14 protein-coding genes are annotated in these 17,719 nt (G+C 40.5%); 2 read left to right on the forward strand and 12 right to left on the reverse strand.

Features of this window, described 5'->3' with window-relative positions:
* Positions 1–105: 105 nt before the first annotated feature.
* On the reverse strand, positions 106–567 hold the full coding sequence (tnpA, locus tag VEHSUH06_RS00140; protein ID WP_005380067.1) for an IS200/IS605 family transposase: 462 nt from the start codon (positions 565–567) through the stop codon (positions 106–108).
* Between the two features lie 211 nt (positions 568–778).
* Positions 779–4,315, reverse strand: coding sequence for a pyruvate:ferredoxin (flavodoxin) oxidoreductase (gene nifJ / locus VEHSUH06_RS00145; protein WP_105097354.1), 3,537 nt, complete (start codon positions 4,313–4,315; stop codon positions 779–781).
* 386 nt (positions 4,316–4,701) lie between these two features.
* Here nifJ and VEHSUH06_RS00150 point away from each other — a divergent pair, with 386 nt between their 5' ends.
* Positions 4,702–5,625, forward strand: a complete 924-nt coding sequence (locus VEHSUH06_RS00150) for a LysR family transcriptional regulator (protein ID WP_009351004.1) — start codon at positions 4,702–4,704, stop codon at positions 5,623–5,625.
* Positions 5,625–6,044, forward strand: a complete 420-nt coding sequence (locus VEHSUH06_RS00155) for a hypothetical protein (RefSeq protein ID WP_105097355.1) — start codon at positions 5,625–5,627, stop codon at positions 6,042–6,044. Before VEHSUH06_RS00150 ends, VEHSUH06_RS00155 begins: the two co-directional genes overlap by 1 nt.
* 146 nt (positions 6,045–6,190) lie before the next feature.
* Here VEHSUH06_RS00155 and VEHSUH06_RS00160 read toward each other — a convergent pair whose 3' ends face one another.
* The 10 genes from VEHSUH06_RS00160 to pyk all read right to left on the reverse strand — a co-directional run bounded on the left by VEHSUH06_RS00160 (position 6,191) and on the right by pyk (position 17,662).
* The gene (locus VEHSUH06_RS00160) at positions 6,191–7,081 is read right to left on the reverse strand and encodes a hypothetical protein (protein WP_009351034.1); all 891 of its coding nucleotides are present in this window, start codon (positions 7,079–7,081) and stop codon (positions 6,191–6,193) included.
* 154 nt (positions 7,082–7,235) lie between these two features.
* Positions 7,236–8,549: an MFS transporter gene (locus VEHSUH06_RS00165; RefSeq protein WP_105097356.1), complete on the reverse strand. Its 1,314-nt coding sequence runs from the start codon at positions 8,547–8,549 to the stop codon at positions 7,236–7,238.
* Between the two features lie 240 nt (positions 8,550–8,789).
* On the reverse strand, positions 8,790–9,146 hold the full coding sequence (locus VEHSUH06_RS00170) for a cupin domain-containing protein (protein WP_038125713.1): 357 nt from the start codon (positions 9,144–9,146) through the stop codon (positions 8,790–8,792).
* Between the two features lie 298 nt (positions 9,147–9,444).
* Positions 9,445–10,992 carry a citrate lyase subunit alpha gene (gene citF, locus VEHSUH06_RS00175; RefSeq protein ID WP_105097357.1) on the reverse strand — a complete coding sequence of 516 codons (1,548 nt, stop codon included), beginning with the start codon at positions 10,990–10,992 and terminating at the stop codon, positions 9,445–9,447.
* Positions 10,982–11,947, reverse strand: coding sequence for a CoA ester lyase (locus VEHSUH06_RS00180; RefSeq protein WP_105097358.1), 966 nt, complete (start codon positions 11,945–11,947; stop codon positions 10,982–10,984). Before VEHSUH06_RS00180 ends, citF begins: the two co-directional genes overlap by 11 nt.
* Positions 11,947–12,216 carry a citrate lyase acyl carrier protein gene (gene citD / locus VEHSUH06_RS00185; RefSeq protein WP_009351290.1) on the reverse strand — a complete coding sequence of 90 codons (270 nt, stop codon included), beginning with the start codon at positions 12,214–12,216 and terminating at the stop codon, positions 11,947–11,949. Before citD ends, VEHSUH06_RS00180 begins: the two co-directional genes overlap by 1 nt.
* A gap of 123 nt (positions 12,217–12,339) precedes the next feature.
* Positions 12,340–13,743 carry an anion permease gene (locus tag VEHSUH06_RS00190; protein WP_105097359.1) on the reverse strand — a complete coding sequence of 468 codons (1,404 nt, stop codon included), beginning with the start codon at positions 13,741–13,743 and terminating at the stop codon, positions 12,340–12,342.
* Positions 13,744–14,137: 394 nt separating this feature from the next.
* Positions 14,138–15,049 carry a LysR family transcriptional regulator gene (locus VEHSUH06_RS00195; protein WP_105097360.1) on the reverse strand — a complete coding sequence of 304 codons (912 nt, stop codon included), beginning with the start codon at positions 15,047–15,049 and terminating at the stop codon, positions 14,138–14,140.
* Between the two features lie 12 nt (positions 15,050–15,061).
* A complete protein-coding gene (locus tag VEHSUH06_RS00200) occupies positions 15,062–15,805 on the reverse strand; it encodes a Bax inhibitor-1/YccA family protein (protein ID WP_105097361.1) in 744 nt (247 codons plus the stop codon).
* Positions 15,806–15,913: 108 nt separating this feature from the next.
* The gene (pyk, locus tag VEHSUH06_RS00205; RefSeq protein WP_105097362.1) at positions 15,914–17,662 is read right to left on the reverse strand and encodes a pyruvate kinase; all 1,749 of its coding nucleotides are present in this window, start codon (positions 17,660–17,662) and stop codon (positions 15,914–15,916) included.
* Positions 17,663–17,719: the final 57 nt, after the last annotated feature.

The following is a 17,719-nucleotide window of genomic DNA, read 5'->3' on the forward strand; positions in this document are numbered from 1 at the left end:
GCTATAAGCCCGTAGTACTAGGCCAGCGTCTAAAGGCGCTGGCTTTCACTACGTTCAAGCCGCATAGCCATTGACTCGTAACGGTCCCCTTAAAGGGGATATGTATTACTTGCTACCCTTAAAAGGGTCCTCATATTCTTTTACACTAAGTTTATCTTTCATTTGGTCATGTAACTCTTGCTCACGTATATATTTTTTTACGGTAGCTTCATTTAATCCTACCGTACTTACATAATATCCCTCGGACCAAAAGTGTCTATTTCCAAATTTATACTTTAAGTTTGCGTGTTTATCGAACATCATTAGCGCACTTTTACCCTTTAAATATCCCATAAAAGATGAAACTGATATTTTAGGTGGAATTAACACTAGCATATGCACATGATCTGCCATAAGCTCCCCCTCTATAATCTTGACGCCCTTATATTCACATAAACGTCTCAGTATTTCACGTAAACTATTTCTGTATTGATTATATATAACTTTACGTCTATACTTAGGTGTAAATACTATGTGGTATTTGCATAACCATTTTGTGTGCGCAAGGCTCTGTGTCTTTGTTGCCATATAAAATCACCTTTCTTTTGTATATAATGCGGCTTGAACACCTACATTATACTTAAGCAAGGTGATTTTTTTGTATAACTTTCGTTGCCGCACCCGCATAGCGGGTGGTTTTATGATTCGCGACTACGTCGCGAACCAGTCTAAAGACAATAACAAAAAGAGGCACCCTCGAAAGGGTGCCTCATATAGTTATCAGTCGTTAAATAACGGATTATTTTACGTCTTCAAAACCTTTTTGTAAGCGAACATAGCTTAAGCGACGTTCTTTAGCGTCTTGTTCAGTTTTAGCGAACAATTCTTCTGCAACGTCTGGAGCTGCTTTAGCCAAGGAAGCATAACGTACTTCACCTTTAAGGAAGTCTTGGAAGCTTTCAGTTGGTTCTTTGGAATCCAAGGAGAATGGATTTTTACCTTCTTCTTTAAGTTGAGGGTTGTATCTGTAAAGATCCCAGTAACCAGCTGCAACTGCTTTACGTTGTTCTTCTTGAGCTTTACCCATACCAGCTTTGATACCATGGTTGATACATGGGCTGTAAGCGATGATCAAGGATGGACCTGGATATGCTTCAGCTTCTGTAACAGCTTTCATCAATTGGTTTTTGTCTGCGCCCATAGCTACTTGTGCTACGTATACATAACCATAAGACATAGCCATCATGCCAAGGTCTTTTTTCTTAGTACGTTTACCAGAAGCTGCGAATTGAGCAACTGCTGCTACGTTAGTGGATTTGGAAGCTTGACCACCAGTGTTGGAGTATACTTCAGTATCGAATACGAAGATGTTGATGTCTTCGCCAGAAGCTAATACATGGTCAACACCACCGAAACCGATATCGTATGCCCAGCCGTCACCACCGAAGATCCAGTGAGAACGTTTGATCAAGAATTGTTTTTTCTCAAGAAGTTCTTTCAACTCAGGAGTTGTAGCACCTTCAGCTTCGATAGCTGCTACTAAACGTTCGGAACGTTGACGAGTAGCCGCACCAAGGTTAGCGAATTCAAGCCATTGTTCTAAAGCTTCTTTCAATTCGCCAGTAGCAGTTTCAGCAGCTTTCGCAGCCACTTCTGCTAATTGTTGACGAACTTTCTTAACGCCGATGTACATACCATAACCATACTCAGCATTGTCCTCGAACAAGGAGTTAGCCCAGGAAGGACCTTGACCTTGTTGGTTAGTTGTGTATGGAGATGCAGGCATGGAAGCACCCCAGATGGAGGAACAACCAGTTGCATTGGCAATCATCATGCGGTCGCCGAATAATTGAGTTAACAATTTAGCGTAAGGAGTTTCACCACAACCTGCGCAAGCACCGGAGAACTCGAACAATGGTTGTTCGAATTGAGAACCTTTAAGAGTCTCTTTCTTCATAGGGTTTTCTTTTACAGGAAGGTTAACACCGTAATTCCAAGCTTCAGCTTGTTCAATTTCAGTGTCGATGGAAGTCATTACGATAGCTTTGCCTTTTGGAGATGGACAGATATCAACACAGTTACCGCAGCCCAAGCAGTCTAATGGGGATACTGCGATACGGAATTGAAGATCTTTAGCGCCCATAGCAGGAATTGTATCGAAATGTTCTGGAGCCGCAGCCACTTCTGCTTCAGTTGCCAAGATTGGACGAATTGTAGCATGTGGACATACGAAGGAACATTGGTTACATTGGATACAGTTTTCTGGTAACCATTTTGGAACGAACAATGCAGGACCGCGTTTTTCGAATTTAGCAGTACCAGCAGGTAATGTACCGTCTTCGTAACCAGCGAATGTGGATACAGGAAGATCGTAACCAGCTTGAGCATTGATTGGTTGTGCAATGTTTTGAACGTAGGATGGACAAGACTCACAACCAGGTTTTACTGTGTGGTTGCCTTCATCAACAGCGTTTTTCCAGTCAGCAGGAACATCTACTTTTACCAAAGCGCCAACGCCTTGATCGATAGCAGCATTGTTCATGTCAACGATATTTTGACCTTTTTTACCGTAAGAAGTTACTACGGATTCTTTAAGGTATTTAACAGCATCTTCAACAGGGATGATTTCAGTCAATTTGAAGAACGCAGCTTGAGTTACCATGTTGATACGACCGCCCAAACCGATTTCGGAAGCGATTTTCGCAGCATTGATGATGTAGAAGTTCAATTCTTTTTCTGCGATTTGACGACGTAATTTAGCAGGTAAATGTTCGTCCAATTCTTCAGGAGACCAAGTACAGTTCAATAAGAATGTACCACCTTTTTTGATGCCGCGGATCAAGTCGTATTCATGTACGTAAGATTGACGGTGACATGCTACGAATTGAGGTTCAGTTACCAAGTAAGGTAAGTTGATTGGGTTTTTACCAAAACGAAGGTGAGACATTGTTACGCCACCAGATTTTTTGGAGTCGTAGTCGAAGTATGCTTGAGCATACATGTCAGTGTGGTCACCGATGATTTTGATAGCGGATTTATTCGCACCTACAGTACCGTCAGAACCGAAGCCCCAGAATTTACATTCAGTCAAACCAGGAGTTTCTACTTCTACGCCTTCAGCACGATCTAAGGACAAGAATGTAACATCGTCATTGATACCCAATGTGAAGAATTTCTTGCCATTTTCAGCAGCTAAGTTATCAAATACAGCCACGATGTCTGCAGGGATAACGTCTTTGGAGCTCAAACCATAACGACCAGCGATAACTTTTACATTACGGCCGCCGTCAACTACAGCTGCTTGTACATCCAAGAACAATGGTTCAGCCAAAGCGCCTGGTTCTTTAGTGCGGTCAAGCACTGCAATGCGTTCTACAGTTTGAGGAAGAGCTTTCAACAAACGATCTGTTGCGAATGGACGGAACAAGTGAACGTTGATGAAACCTACTTTACGACCCAATTTGTTGAGGTAATCAACAGTGGATTGTACTACTTGAGCGGAAGAACCCATAGTAACGACTACGTCAGTTGCATCAGGAGCACCATGGTAGTTGAACAATTGGTAGTTAGTACCAGCCAATTTGTTAACTTCGTTCATGTAATGTTCTACAACGTCTGGAAGTTCCAAGTAGAATTTGTTGGATGCTTCACGATGTTGGAAGTATACGTCAGGGTTTTCTGCAGTACCACGAGTTACAGGAGCATCTGGATTCAACGCATTTTTACGGAAAGCTTTAACAGCGTCCATGTCTACTAATGGTTTCAAATCTTCATAGTCCCAAATTTGAATTTTTTGAATTTCGTGGGATGTACGGAAACCGTCGAAGAAGTTGATGAAAGGTACGCGAGTTTTAATAGCTGTCAAGTGAGCTACTGCGGACAAGTCCATTACTTCTTGTACGGAGGATTCAGCTAGCATAGCGCAACCGGATGCACGAGCAGCCATAACGTCTTGATGGTCACCAAAGATAGACAAAGCATGTGCAGCTAATGCACGAGCAGCTACTTGGAATACACCTGGAAGTAATTCGCCTGCTACTTTGTATAAATTAGGAAGCATCAATAACAAACCTTGGGAAGATGTGAAAGTTGTTGTTAATGCGCCAGCTTGTAAGGAACCGTGGAATGCAGCAGCAGCGCCTGCTTCAGATTGCATTTCTACAACTTGAACAGTGTTGCCGAAGATGTTTTTACGACCAGCAGCAGACCATTCGTCAATGTGTTCTGGCATTGGGGAAGATGGAGTGATTGGGTAAATCGCAGCAACTTCTGTAAAACCATAAGAAACGTGAGCAGCCGCTTGGTTGCCGTCCATAGTTTTAAATTTACGACTCATGTGATTATTGCCTCCTTAAGCATTTAGCAAAAATAGAACACTTGCTTAATCTATCATTATGTTTAGGAATAACAACCATTACAAACTTGCGTACATGAAAAAATAATGCAATAATATATATGTTATATATAATACGGCATTATGTGTGAACATACTTTTTTGTAATGGGCACAACCATAATTCCTAATATCATAACTTGATATAGCCCTATAAGCTAATTATAACGTGCTGGGCCCTATCAACGCAACACATACAGTGACTGTCGCTTTGCCAATATTGCTATTCATGCTTTACATAAAGTAATAGCTAGTTGCATTCTAGTAATAACTATTCTCATTTAGTTAGGTCACTTCCTATAACCAAGTTTTATTTTTAGGGGGTTAATTATGGATTTTCATCATTTGAAATACTTCGTTGAAGTAGCTGATCAAAAAAGCTTCAGTAAGGCTGCGAGGAATTTACACATCTCCCAATCTGCTATCAGCCGTACTATCAAAGCTTTAGAAGACGAACTTGGTGTTGTTCTCTTCATGCGTAATGCTAAATCTGTAGAACTTACTGATGGGGGTACCATCTTCTTAACCCACGCTAAACGCGTTGTGTTTATGTTTGAACATCTAAAAACTGATTTTGAAAATGAATTTCGTTTGGAGCAAGGTTCCATCCGAATTGGTATTCCACCAATTACAGATGCACCAATCTTTGCCCAATTATTAGGGGAGTTCAAAAAAGTATATCCGCAAATTGAATTAGAGCTATATGAACAAGGTTCTAAAAAGGTTGAAATCAGCGTTCAAGAAGGTTTAATTGATATTGGTATCATCTGTACTAAACCAAACCCTAAAGAATTTGAGTCCTTCTACCTTACTAGTGACCCACTTTCCGTTATCATTCCAAAATCCAGCCCTCTAGCGAAGGAAAAAGAAATTCGTTTAGAAATGTTAGCTGATGAATCCTTTGTATTGCACAAAGACGACTTCAACTTACATGACGAAATCATCAAAGCTTGTAAGCACACCGGTTTCCAACCGCATATCGTGTTTGAAACAAGTCAACGTGATCTTATGTTACAAACGGTTAGTGCAGACCTTGCCATCGCATTGTTACCATCTCGCCTCTGCCCTGAGGTAGGTGAAAATACTGAGGTTGGTTCCAAGGTTGTCGTAAGACCACTAGTGCCTGAAATCATTCATACCCTCTATGTTATTTGGAAAAAAGGTCATTACCTCTCCCACGCTTCTCGCTTGTGGTTAGACTTTGTAAATTCCAAATTACCATTACCAGGATTACAACTCGAGGATCGTCAATAATGAATAAAACATCTGGGCTCGCAGCTAAATTGCGGGCCCTTTTGAAAGCTAAAGAAGCTCCTATGTGGGGCGTGATTATTGTGCTGGTTATTGTTATAATCTTCCAGCAAATACAAATTTCAGAATTACAATGGCGCGTCGATGAAGACCATGATGGCTCCACCATCAATAGCGTAGCAGGTCGCCTATACATTCTAGAAGGGATGGCTAATAAACATGGCGATCAATTAGACGAAGTCTTTAAAAGTATTCGCCAACTCCAAAACGATGGTGCTATGTACGACTGGGAGCTAAAACAACTACAATGGTTACACCCAGAACTCAAAGTACAACCGCCAGAGGCCAATCCACACCAATTCAAATCGACAGATTTAAACCTCGATATGAACCCTGGGAAAGTGCCTGATGTAAAAAAATAAAAAATGCCAGATACAACGATTAGACTCAAATGAGTAATAATACTGTATCTGGCATTTTTAGTTTATGATTTTATTTATCTATATTCAATAACAGAATAATTTTGTTACACAAACACTGAAATTTATTTAACTTACGTTCTATTACATTAATTAAAAATTGTAACATCTTTTATTTTTCTATCTAGCCGATAATAATCATATAATGCAAAAGATTTATCATATGCTTTTTCCTGCTCTCGTACCACAGAATAATGCCTATGATGGAAATTACCTTCATCATCTATATAAAGATAAAGATTTTTCTGGGCCATAACGCCAAATCCCATAGCTTCTAAGCCATAGCCTTTATGAACCCCGTCATTAGTATTTAGATAATCACGTAGTTCTGCTTCACGAGCTTTGTTTACCCAGCCCAATTCCAACACTCTACTAACTAAAGCATCTTCAGCGGCCTTATATGCTTTATCTGCGGCTACCAATCCTTTATCAGGGAACCCCTGAGTAGTCTCTTCATAACCAAATCCCGTTACACCAATTAAGTTTCCAGAGCCATATCTATTCTCATAAAAAATAATGGGATCTGCTACAGTAACAATTTTATCCACAAAAGGATTCCAATAGTTAGAATCAATATATCGCTCCTGCGCTTTATATTCAACAAAATATTGAGTTTTACCGGCATCATTAATTGTTGGTTTAATTTCTATTGTTCCATTCTCATATGTATAAATTGATGAATCAACATAATAAGCAGATACATAGTAATCACCAAGTATTGGCTTCAGTTTATTTTGCAACGCCTTAAGTGTATCAATTTGATTTTGATTATAAATAAATTTTGCTCGCCCTATATTCTTAACTGCCGTTTCCCAAGAATCATAAGGACCTGAAACTTCAACAATGTCACGATTATGTACAGCCAATCGCTCAAAGGCAGCTCGCCCTTCACCAGTCGGGTCATATAATGATATAGCATTTACAGATGCGCCTAGTGTAAAAATTGTTAATACGGCTGCTAAAAATAACTTTCTATACATATTATCCTCTCTTAATTTTATCCTGTAGATTCTATTATTCTTATTATACATAAAACAACATTATTACTAAAGGAAAAGAGCTATATCTCTATATAACCGCTATTATGCGAGAGTATTAAAGATATAGCTCTTTTTAAATTTGATTCAGGGCTACTTAGTCATCCTTATGTTCCATAGATTTTGGAAGTGTCAAAATCAATAGACCTGCAAGGAACATGCATGCACCCATTACGTAATAGCCTATTGCAAAGCTACCAGTATGACCATTGATAAAGCCAAGCATATAAGGACCTACCCAGCCCCCTACGTTACCGGAAGCATTAATAAGACCCATTGCACCTGCTGCGGCTGCACCAGATAAGAACGTGGTCGGCATGGTCCACCATACACCCATACCACCGTAAACACCAACAGCCGTTAAACAGATGAATAACAAGCTAATTTCTGGAGATGGACTATGTGGTGTAGCAATAAAACCAAAGGTGCCAATAAACAAGGTAGTAGCAATATGCCAACGTTTTTCATTGCGCTTCTCAGAGGAGTGACCGCAGTATACTTGCACAAGTAATGCAGCCGTCATTGGGATAGCAATAGACCAAGCTACCACACTTGGTGGCCAGCCAGATAAACTTTTAAGTACTTGAGGCATCCAGAAGCTAAAGCCCCAGAAGCCAATAATCCATAAGAAGTAAATTAAAGATAAAAGTAATACTTTAGGATCTCTTAAGGCTTGCCAAGTTGTATATTTCTTAACCTCTTGTTTTTTAGCTTCCTCTTTAGCTAATTCTTCTTTCATGTAAGCTTTCTCTGCATCGCTTACCCAAGAAGCCTGTTCTGGTTTTTCTTTCATCCAGAATGCAAAAATGAAAGCAAAGATTACAGCAGGTAATGCCTCTACGATGAAGAGTGTGCGCCACCCATGTAAGCCAAAGAACGTTGTATCAAGTAATATACCAGCTAACGGACCACCAATGATATTAGAGAATAACAAAGACGTAAGCATCAAGGAAATAGCCTTTGCTCGCTCCTTCGGTAAGAACCAATTAGGAATCAACAAGGAATATACGACAGGATACAATGACGCTTCACATAACCCCAATAGAAATCGATATAAGTAAAACTCCCATACAGTAGTCATGGTCGTCATAAGGACACACACTATGCCCCAACTAAACATAATGCGTGCAATCCAAAGCATAGCATTACAACGTGCAGCGATCAATGATGCAGGCACCTCAAAGAGAACATAGCCAATAAAGAAAATGCCGGCTCCCATACCGAATACCTCTGGTGTTAACCATGGTAAGTTTTGTTTCATCGTTAGACCTGCATAGGCAATATTTACGCGGTCCAAGAAGGCAATAATAGAAACAATAAATAATGGCAGGATTACATGCCACATACGTCGCCGTGTAAAATCCTTAACATCAATAGCCTCACTTCGAGACTCCGTTACAGATGAGTTCATACAATTCCTTTCTACTAACTAAGATATTACATACTATACTATCTTAAGAAAACAAAAGTCCCCTGTCAATGGAATTGTATAGAATATAGAAATAACAAATAAGAATAGCAAAATCAAAATCATAGCATCTAAAATAGAAAAGGTATATTCACAAAGAATGACTGTATAAAATAAAAAGCACTTTATGGTATAACTCTATCTCTATTACAAGATAACAAAATACTATAAAGTGCTTTCATATTAATTAGTACTAACAGGGTCATAATCAGCAGGTACAGGAGCAACGATACTTACAAAGATAACATCTTCTGTTCCAGTATTTTTTGCGCCATGACATTCACCCTTTTTAGATACTATAACTTGCCCCTTTGTAAAAGGCACCTCCGTATCAGGCGTTGGATAAAATACCCCCTTGCCTTGCAATATAACCCATATATCATCAGAGTTATGATGGTAATGCTTTGGTAAGGTTTGACCAGGTTTAATAACCCATACTGAACCACCTGTGGAATCAGTTTGATAAAATGGAGTCCTAACAGCTTTCTCTAGACTTTCAACTTTCACAAGTTCCATGTCAAAAACACGTTGATCATTCATAATGCTCACACCTTTCATCAATTACCAACTAGCGAGTGCCCGATGCATATTCGCCCAAATTAATATCTATAACAGTACGAACAGAGTTATCTGTTAGATCTTGTTTAAATACTTGGCTCATAGTCTCTCCTAAAATTAAAACATAAAGTGAAACATAGCTTCCCCCCTTATAGTATATCAAAGGTTTATAAGTATAACAATCATTTAGATATATACCTACAGGTATTTTCGAGTATATGATGCAACGCAAAAACACTCCCTACAAATCCGAAGATCATAGGGAGTATTTTGATTTTAATTATAGAGGTTTACGAACCACGTCGATGATAGAGCCATCGCGGTATTCTACGATTGCTACGATATCTTCGTCTTTGTCAGACACAGGAATGTCTTGTGGTTTACCTACTAAGTCAAATGCTAATTGTTGTAATTCTTCAATTGTGAAGATAGGCAAGTTGCTATCTTTGAAGCGTTCAATCAAATCAGTACGAGCTGGGTTGATTGCGATACCATATTCAGTAACAAGTACGTCAATGGAGGAGCCTGGTGTAATTACAGTAGCTACTTTATCACGGATCATTGGCAAGCGGCCGCGGATCAATGGGCAAGTAATAACTGTGCATTTAGCACCTGCTGCTGTATCGGAGTGACCTCCAGAAGCGCCCATCAATACACCGTTGGAGTCAGTCATTACGTTTACGTTGAAATCAAGGTCGATTTCAGTAGCACCAAGGAATACTACGTCTAAGTAGTTAGTAGTGCAGTCTGTCCAAGGGTTAGCGTACATAGAAGCGGACATTTCGATATGTGCAGAGTTTTTATCCAAAGATGCTGCTGCAGTAGTATCGAATGTTTGAGTATCGTAGATAGCACGAATCAAACCTTCTTCAAGCATGCCAGTCAAGATACCAGTAGCACCACCGATAGCAAAGCCAGCTACTTCACCGCGTTTGCGAAGTTTTTCACCGATGAATTTCGCTACAGTCAATGGAGCGCCACCAGCGCCCAATTGGAATACGAAACCGTCTTTAATGATACCGGCTTGGTCAAGGAATTCACCAGCTAATTCAGCGATTTTGATTTGGATAGGGTTTTTAGTAAAACCTACCGCACCAGAAGCGATACCTTCTGGATCACCAATGCTTTCAACCTCAACAACATAATCTACGTCAGTTTGAGGGATTGCATAGTTGTGTACATAGTCAACCAAGTTATCTGTGATAATAACAGTTGTATCTGCATAGTGGGAGTCAACTTTAGCATAGCCAAGTGCACCACATGCGGATTTGCCTGTACGACCAGTAGCATTACCACGTGGATCAGCTGTAGGAGCACCCATGAAAGCTACGTCGATATGAACTTCGCCACATTCGATAGCACGAGCACGGCCACCATGGGAACGAATGATTACAGGGCGTTTCAATACGCCTGGGTTTTGTGTTAAGAATTTACCAAGACGATCGCGCAAGCCAGATGTTTCGATAGCTGTTACAGTACCATCTTGAATCATTTCTACTAAGAACTCATGGCATGGGGATAAGGAGGAAGACGCAATTGTAATGTCTTTAATACCTTTCGCTTGAACGCGTTCCATAACCATTTTCATTACATAGTCGCCATTGCGCAAGTGATGGTGGAAAGACAATGTCATACCATCTTTTACGCCAGCTTTTTCGATTGCTTCGTCGATAGAAGCAAGAACTTTATTAGTACCCACACGACTCATGTGTACAGTTTTACCTGCGCGATGAGCATTTGGTTCGATTGCGAATTCACCTTGGTATACTTCGCGACCTTCTAGTGCTGGGATATTTGTTGGGATATCGCGACCTACTTTATTTAACATCGTATTCTGCTCCTTCCTCTAATTCAACTTTAATACCTGCTGCACGTGCTTTATCAACTACGCGTTGTGCACGAACTACGATAGGACCATCGATCATTTTGCCATCTACAGCGATTACGCCTTTATTGTTGCGCAATGCATCTGCATAGCTGTTCAATACCTTAACGGAATGAGCGATTTCTTTTTCGTCAGGAGTGAATACTTCGTGGATAATTTTAATTTGGCTTGGGTGGATACAAGATTTGCCATCGTAACCCAAAGCTTTAATGAATTCAACTTCTTCGCGGAAACCTTGAGGATCTTTCACGTCGGAGAATACTGTATCGATTACGCGGATACCTGCTTCGCGTGCTGCATGAAGGATTGTTTGACGAGCGAACAACAATTCAACAGCTGGTTTGCTTTTACCAGTGCGAAGGTCAGCACGATAGTCTTCAGCGCCAAGAGCGATAGCAACTACGCGAGGGCCATGGCAGATTTCGCGAACATTGTACAAGCCACGAACGGATTCGATAGCTACGATAATGTTGATTGTACCTTCTTCCCAACCGTTAGCTTTTTCTACTTCTTCAATTTTCTTCGCTACAATTTCAACTTCGGAAACGTCCTCAGTTTTAGGTAAACGAATCAAATCAGGTTTGGCAGGAACGATTACATCAAGATCATCATAACCATAAGGAGTTTGAGTAGGATGGTTGATACGAACAACTGTTTCACCGCGGAACTTACGGGATTTCAAAGCTTCTGCAGTTAAAAGACGAGCAGTGTCTTTTTCTGTTACAGCAACGGAATCTTCGATGTCGATCATGATGGAGTCAGCACCGTGAATGTCAGCACTGTTAATCATTTTAGGTGTATTACCAGGTACGAACATCATGGAACGAGACAAGCGTTTTTTAGCAGCCTCTGTTAATGGATTTGTTTTAACTTCTGGGAATGTTTTATCGTTAGCCATTATGCTTTGCTCCCCCTTTCCAATGCGCCTAATACGCGAGCTTTAATTGTGTAATCCCAAGCATTTTTATCTTGTACGATTACTTTCACGCCGTCAAAACCAGCTTCTTTTACTGTGTTCAAAACAACGGATTTAATTTGGTCGCCGTATTGACGGATAACTTTGGATGTTAATTCGATTTCGATACCGCTAGCAATCGGTTCAACCGTTACTAATGCATCATTTTTTTCATCGAAGCCTGCTTGAGCAGCTTTTACTAATTGTGCCATGTTGCATCCTTTCCTTGTGAAACATTTATAAAGTTCAAGTCTGTACAGGCTCGTCGCGAGAGCCCAGTACAGACGATGAATACTAACAATTAAATTCTAACACTCCATAGTGAAAGTTTCATATTACATGAAACCTGTAATTTTCCACCAAGGAATACCAATTACGTAGTTCAATACTAAACATACTACTGCAATCATTAAACCAACTGTCCACCAGTCTTTTACATTGTTATAACCAGCGGAGAAGATGATTGGACCAGGAGCAGCACCGTAGTGAGTTACGGAACCACCATAGGAGTTTGTACCGATCATAATGAATGCAAGTAATGTAGGATCGATGCCTGCGTTGATACCAACGATCAAGAATACTGGAAGCATCGCGGAGATGTATGCAGTACCAGATGCGAAGAAGTAACGAACAGCAACGGAAATAACAGAGATAAGGATAAGCATCATGAATGGATCTAAACCGAAGTTCATATGAGTTTCTAAGAATTTAGCCAACCATTCGAAGAATTTACCTTTAGTCAATGCGGAGGATAAGCCCAAGATACCGCCGAACCAAATCAATGTGTTCCAAGCAGCTTTAGTTTTGAGCAAGTCATCCCAAGTAATAATGCCACATACGAAAGTAGCAATCATTGCTACAATAGCTACAGCTGTAGCGTCAATTTTGATACCAAATGTTGGGAGAATCCAACCAGTAATTGCAAGAAGCGCGATAGCGATAAGGCCTTTTTCGGACGCTTTCATAGGTCCCAATTCTGCTAAGCCATCTTCAGCAATTTTCTTGTTGTCGATTTCTTTTACTGTAGGGCGTTCATACATGTAGCCAATAATTGGAACAAGCATTAACATGATGAAACCTGGTACGAACATAGCTGCAGCCCATTGGCCCCAGTTTAAAGATACGCCTGTCAATTTAGTAATGAAATCAAGCGCCAATAAGTTTGGTGCCATTGCTGTAGCGAACAAGAAGGATGTTACCTTTGTTGCAAAGTAACCATTCTGTAAGAGGTAAGCACCTGCTTTTTTAGCAGATTCACCAGGATAAGAACCAACCGCTTCAGCGATGGACAAGTTGATTGGATATACGATACCAGCCGCACGAGCTGTGTTGGATGGTGTGGCAGGAGATAAGATTAAGTCAAGGAATGCCGTAACATAACCTAGACGAAGTGTAGTACTACCAAAAGCGCGAACCAAGTAGTACGCAATACGGTGACCAAGGCCAGTTTTACCAAATGCAACGGATAAACCGAAAGCTGCGAAGATTAACCATAATGCTGTATTGCTGTAACCTGCCAATACGTCTTTTGTATTGCTCAATAAAATAGAAGATGTAGCAACACCTAATAATACTGTAATAGGAACTGGAAATGGTTTTAATACCAAGCCCACGATAGTAGCTAAATAAATACCGAATAATTTCCATACTTGTGGTTTTAGGCCTTCTGGTGTGCCACCAAACCACATAAATGCGACGATGGCAGCCATAATGCCAATACGCCATAATTTGTCTTTCATGTGTGTCTTTCCCTTTCTTGAATAACTTAGGCATACATAAAATCATCTAGTCTTGAACAACGTAACAGCTCGCGACGTCTGTTACATCGATTAAGTCTACACTCATTATAAATGTTTAAAAGAATTATGAAAAATAGATTACCTTTATAGGGGTTATAAAAACTTTTATATCTATCAATCATACTTTTTATGCATTTTGAGCATAGTTTTGCAGCTCCAAATGAAAAAAATGCATGTATACGTCCCCAAAGGGGGTATACATGCACTTACATGGTACTGCCTTGCTCTTTCGAGACATCTTTATTATGGGCTATTATATCGAAAAAGTCCAATACTGAAATAGCATGGATAAACAGTTATAAAAGCTCATAGATATGCTCTATTGCAAAGATCCTTATGCTTTATATTCTCTAAAAATACTATTATCTACTACGGTATGTTCTTTGTAGTAATTGCGAACATACTCAATAAATGTCTTGACTACTACTAGATTTTCCGCATCCTTTGTGTACACCATATTCGTATCACGTGTGATGCATTCACCGTCTTTATTGCGCAACGGACTTACATAAATATCTTTATCCTTGCAAGATCCAAGGCCCATATAGGTCAAAATCGACCAGCCAAGGCCTGCACGAACAAAGTGACGACAGGTACTCATGGAGTTTACATCCATCGCAACACTCGGTGGCTCTTCAAAATGTTCAGCACACCATGTTTCGATGATATTAGCTACAGACACATCTGTTTGGTATTTAATGAACGGTACCTTCTCTAACGACTCAGGTGGTACTAATTCTTTATAGACCAAACAATACGGCTCAGCCAGTAACAATTCAGATTTTCCAGATACATCATAGCCACCACGAGCAAAGGCAACCATACAATCGCCTGTATTGAACATTTTTACTACTTGATGGCTGAAAGCAGTCTTTACTTGAATATGAACATCTGGGTATTGTTCGCGGAAGGCTTTCAATAAGGCAGGTAGCTCATAGTCTGCAAAGTTGATAGATGACGCGATTTTCAAGGTTCCTTGAATCTTACCAGACGCAGAGTTCATAGCATTCTCCAATGCCTCTTGATCTTGCATCATTCTTTTACAGTAATCATAGAAAATTTCGCCTTGTGCCGTGAGGGCAATCCCTTCAGCAGTCCGCAACAATAGAGAATGGCCCAAGGCTTTTTCCATATGACGCAACCGATAGCTCAACGCCGGTTGCGATAAAAATAATTTTTCTGCAGCCCTTGTAATATTGCCTTCATCGACAACGGTTACAAAGGTTTTCCATTCTCTATCGTCCATACTATCTCCTTGTTATCGCTTATTACCAAAGATGCGCAATAAGGATAAGAATAAGTTAATGAAATCTAAGTATAGATTTAACGCACCTGTAATTTCGATGCGGTCTAAGATGCTTTCATCCTCCATCAAAGCTACTTCAGTTACATTGTTTTTAATGCGGTTAACGTCAATAGCTGTAAAAATAGAGAATACAACAACGCCTACATAGCCAAGCACGAGGCTCACTGTATCACTGAAAGCACTAAGTACAGCCACGTTAAAGTAACGAGCCCCTATCATCACAAAAGATACGATGATCATACCAATTAAGGCAGCCATTACATATGGTGTGAGTGAAGATAAGTTACGTTTCGTAGTAGCCCCTACTATAGCAAAGCCAATGAAGAATGCCAACGTACCTACTAAGGCTGGAATGACTACATCAAACACATTATATCGGAGAGATATCAAGGTCAATGTAAGACCATTCAACGCACTGTAGAGGAAGAACATACCGCGCAAAGTCATTACGTTAGCCGTATATGCTCGAGCACTAAATAGGACAATAACGCCAATCTCTACTAATAAGATGATATAGAAGTTTTGGTACGCAAAGCGCAACCAGTTTGGATTTGCTAACGCAGCAAAGCCAACACCGATAGTTGTAAGCAAACCTACAACCATCCACAAGAAAGATCCCTTCAAACGTTGGGATACGATACTTTCAACCTGAGCAACTTGAGAATTGCTAGGTCCTGTTACATTATATGGATTCATAGTCTCGCTCCTTATATTAAGCATTCATATTTTAACTAGCCTATATTTCGTCATATAGTTCCGTCACGAAATTAGGCAGTCCCTATATTATAAAATTATTATTCCTAACTATCGAGCATTGGCAATGCCTGCAAACACCTTGCCTCGTTCGCCATCGATAGTTACCTCTTGACCTTCAAGAAGTACGTCATGAGCATTTTTAGCGCCTAAAATTACAGGAATACCATAGGTAATGCCTGCAATAGCACTGTCAGAGGTATAACCATCTTCAACAGCAATAATACCGCCAGCACGTTTTGCAATAGCCATTAATTCAGGTTCCATTGTGCCCACCACAAGGATGTCGCCGTCTTTGAAGTTTTCATAATTACCCTTATGATTAGCAGCAATGAATACAGTGCCTGTAACGGATTTACGCAAAATACCATTACCAGACAAGAGTACTTGGCCTGCAATATGAACGCGAATCATATTTGTAGTACCTGTAGCGCCAGATGGTACGCCAGCCGTTACCACAACTAAATCACCAGACTCAATAGCACCTGTGCCAAGAGCACCTGTGATGGCTTGTTTAACCATTTCATCAGAGTTAACGATTTCATGACCTTTAATAGCCTCTACACCCCAGCATAATTGCATGCGGCGAATTGTTTCATCATGCGGTGTTACGGCAATAATTTTGCACGCCGGACGATGTCGTGCAGTGCTAATTGCAGTATGACCAGATTCAGTACATGTCAAAATAGCGGCAGCTCCAAGATTTTGAGCGATGCGCACGCTTGCTAAACATACAGCACTGGTAGTCGTCATATCCTCATCTTGACGAGCACGACTTTTGCTATCGTAAATAGCAGCTTGTTCTGTTACCTCAGCAATGCGAGTCATAGTCGTAACCGCCTCTACAGGATAGGAACCATTTGCGGTTTCGCCAGACAACATAATCGCATCCGTACCGTCTAAGATGGCATTGGCTACGTCACTTGCTTCCGCCCGTGTAGGACGTGGATTTTGAATCATGGACTCCAGCATTTGGGTTGCCGTAATAACTGGTTTTCCTAAGTCATTACATTTTTCAATCATCATTTTTTGAAGTACTGGTACCTCTTCGGCAGGGATTTCTACACCGAGGTCACCGCGAGCAACCATAAGACCGTCCGCTACTTCCAAAATTTCATCGATGTTTTTAACGCCTTCAGCATTTTCAATTTTTGCGATAATCTTGATATCTTTTTTCTCAGACTCAAGGATACGGCGGATAGCCACCACATCTTTGCCGCGTTGCATGAAGGATGCGGCCACAAAGTCTACACCCTGTTGACAGCCAAAGCGTAAATCTGCTTCGTCCTGTTCAGATACAGGAGGCAAGCTAAGCGCTACACCTGGCACAGCCACGCGTTTACGGTTACCGATTTCACCACTGTTTTGAACAGTAGTAATGATGTTATTTCCTTCGATGGCATCGATGTTAAGCGTTACAAGACCATCAGCCAAGAGGATTTTATCCCCAACGGACACGTCGCCTACAAGACCTTTGTGGTTCACGGAGCTAAGCTCTTTTGTGCCTTCCACTTCATCAGTAGTCAATGTAAACTTTTGACCTTCTTCAAGGAATACTTTCCCCTCTTTAAATAGACCAAGACGAACCTCAGGACCTTTCGTATCGAGCAATAAGGCGATTGGTTTATTGACAATCATCGCCGCGTCGCGCACCATTTGCATGCGTTCTGCTTGCTCCTCGTGAGATCCATGAGAGAAATTGAATCGAGCCACATTCATGCCTGCTCGCATCATATCTTCTAAAATACCAAATTTATCCGTTCCCGGACCTACAGTACATACGATTTTTGTACGTTTCATCTTTCCTCCTATGAAAGTAATCTCTAGACGAGATTTTTCATTTCTTATTATATAAGT

This window comes from Veillonella sp. S13053-19 (genome assembly GCF_002959835.1).
In the GTDB taxonomy this organism is placed as follows: Bacteria; Bacillota; Negativicutes; order Veillonellales; family Veillonellaceae; genus Veillonella; species Veillonella rogosae.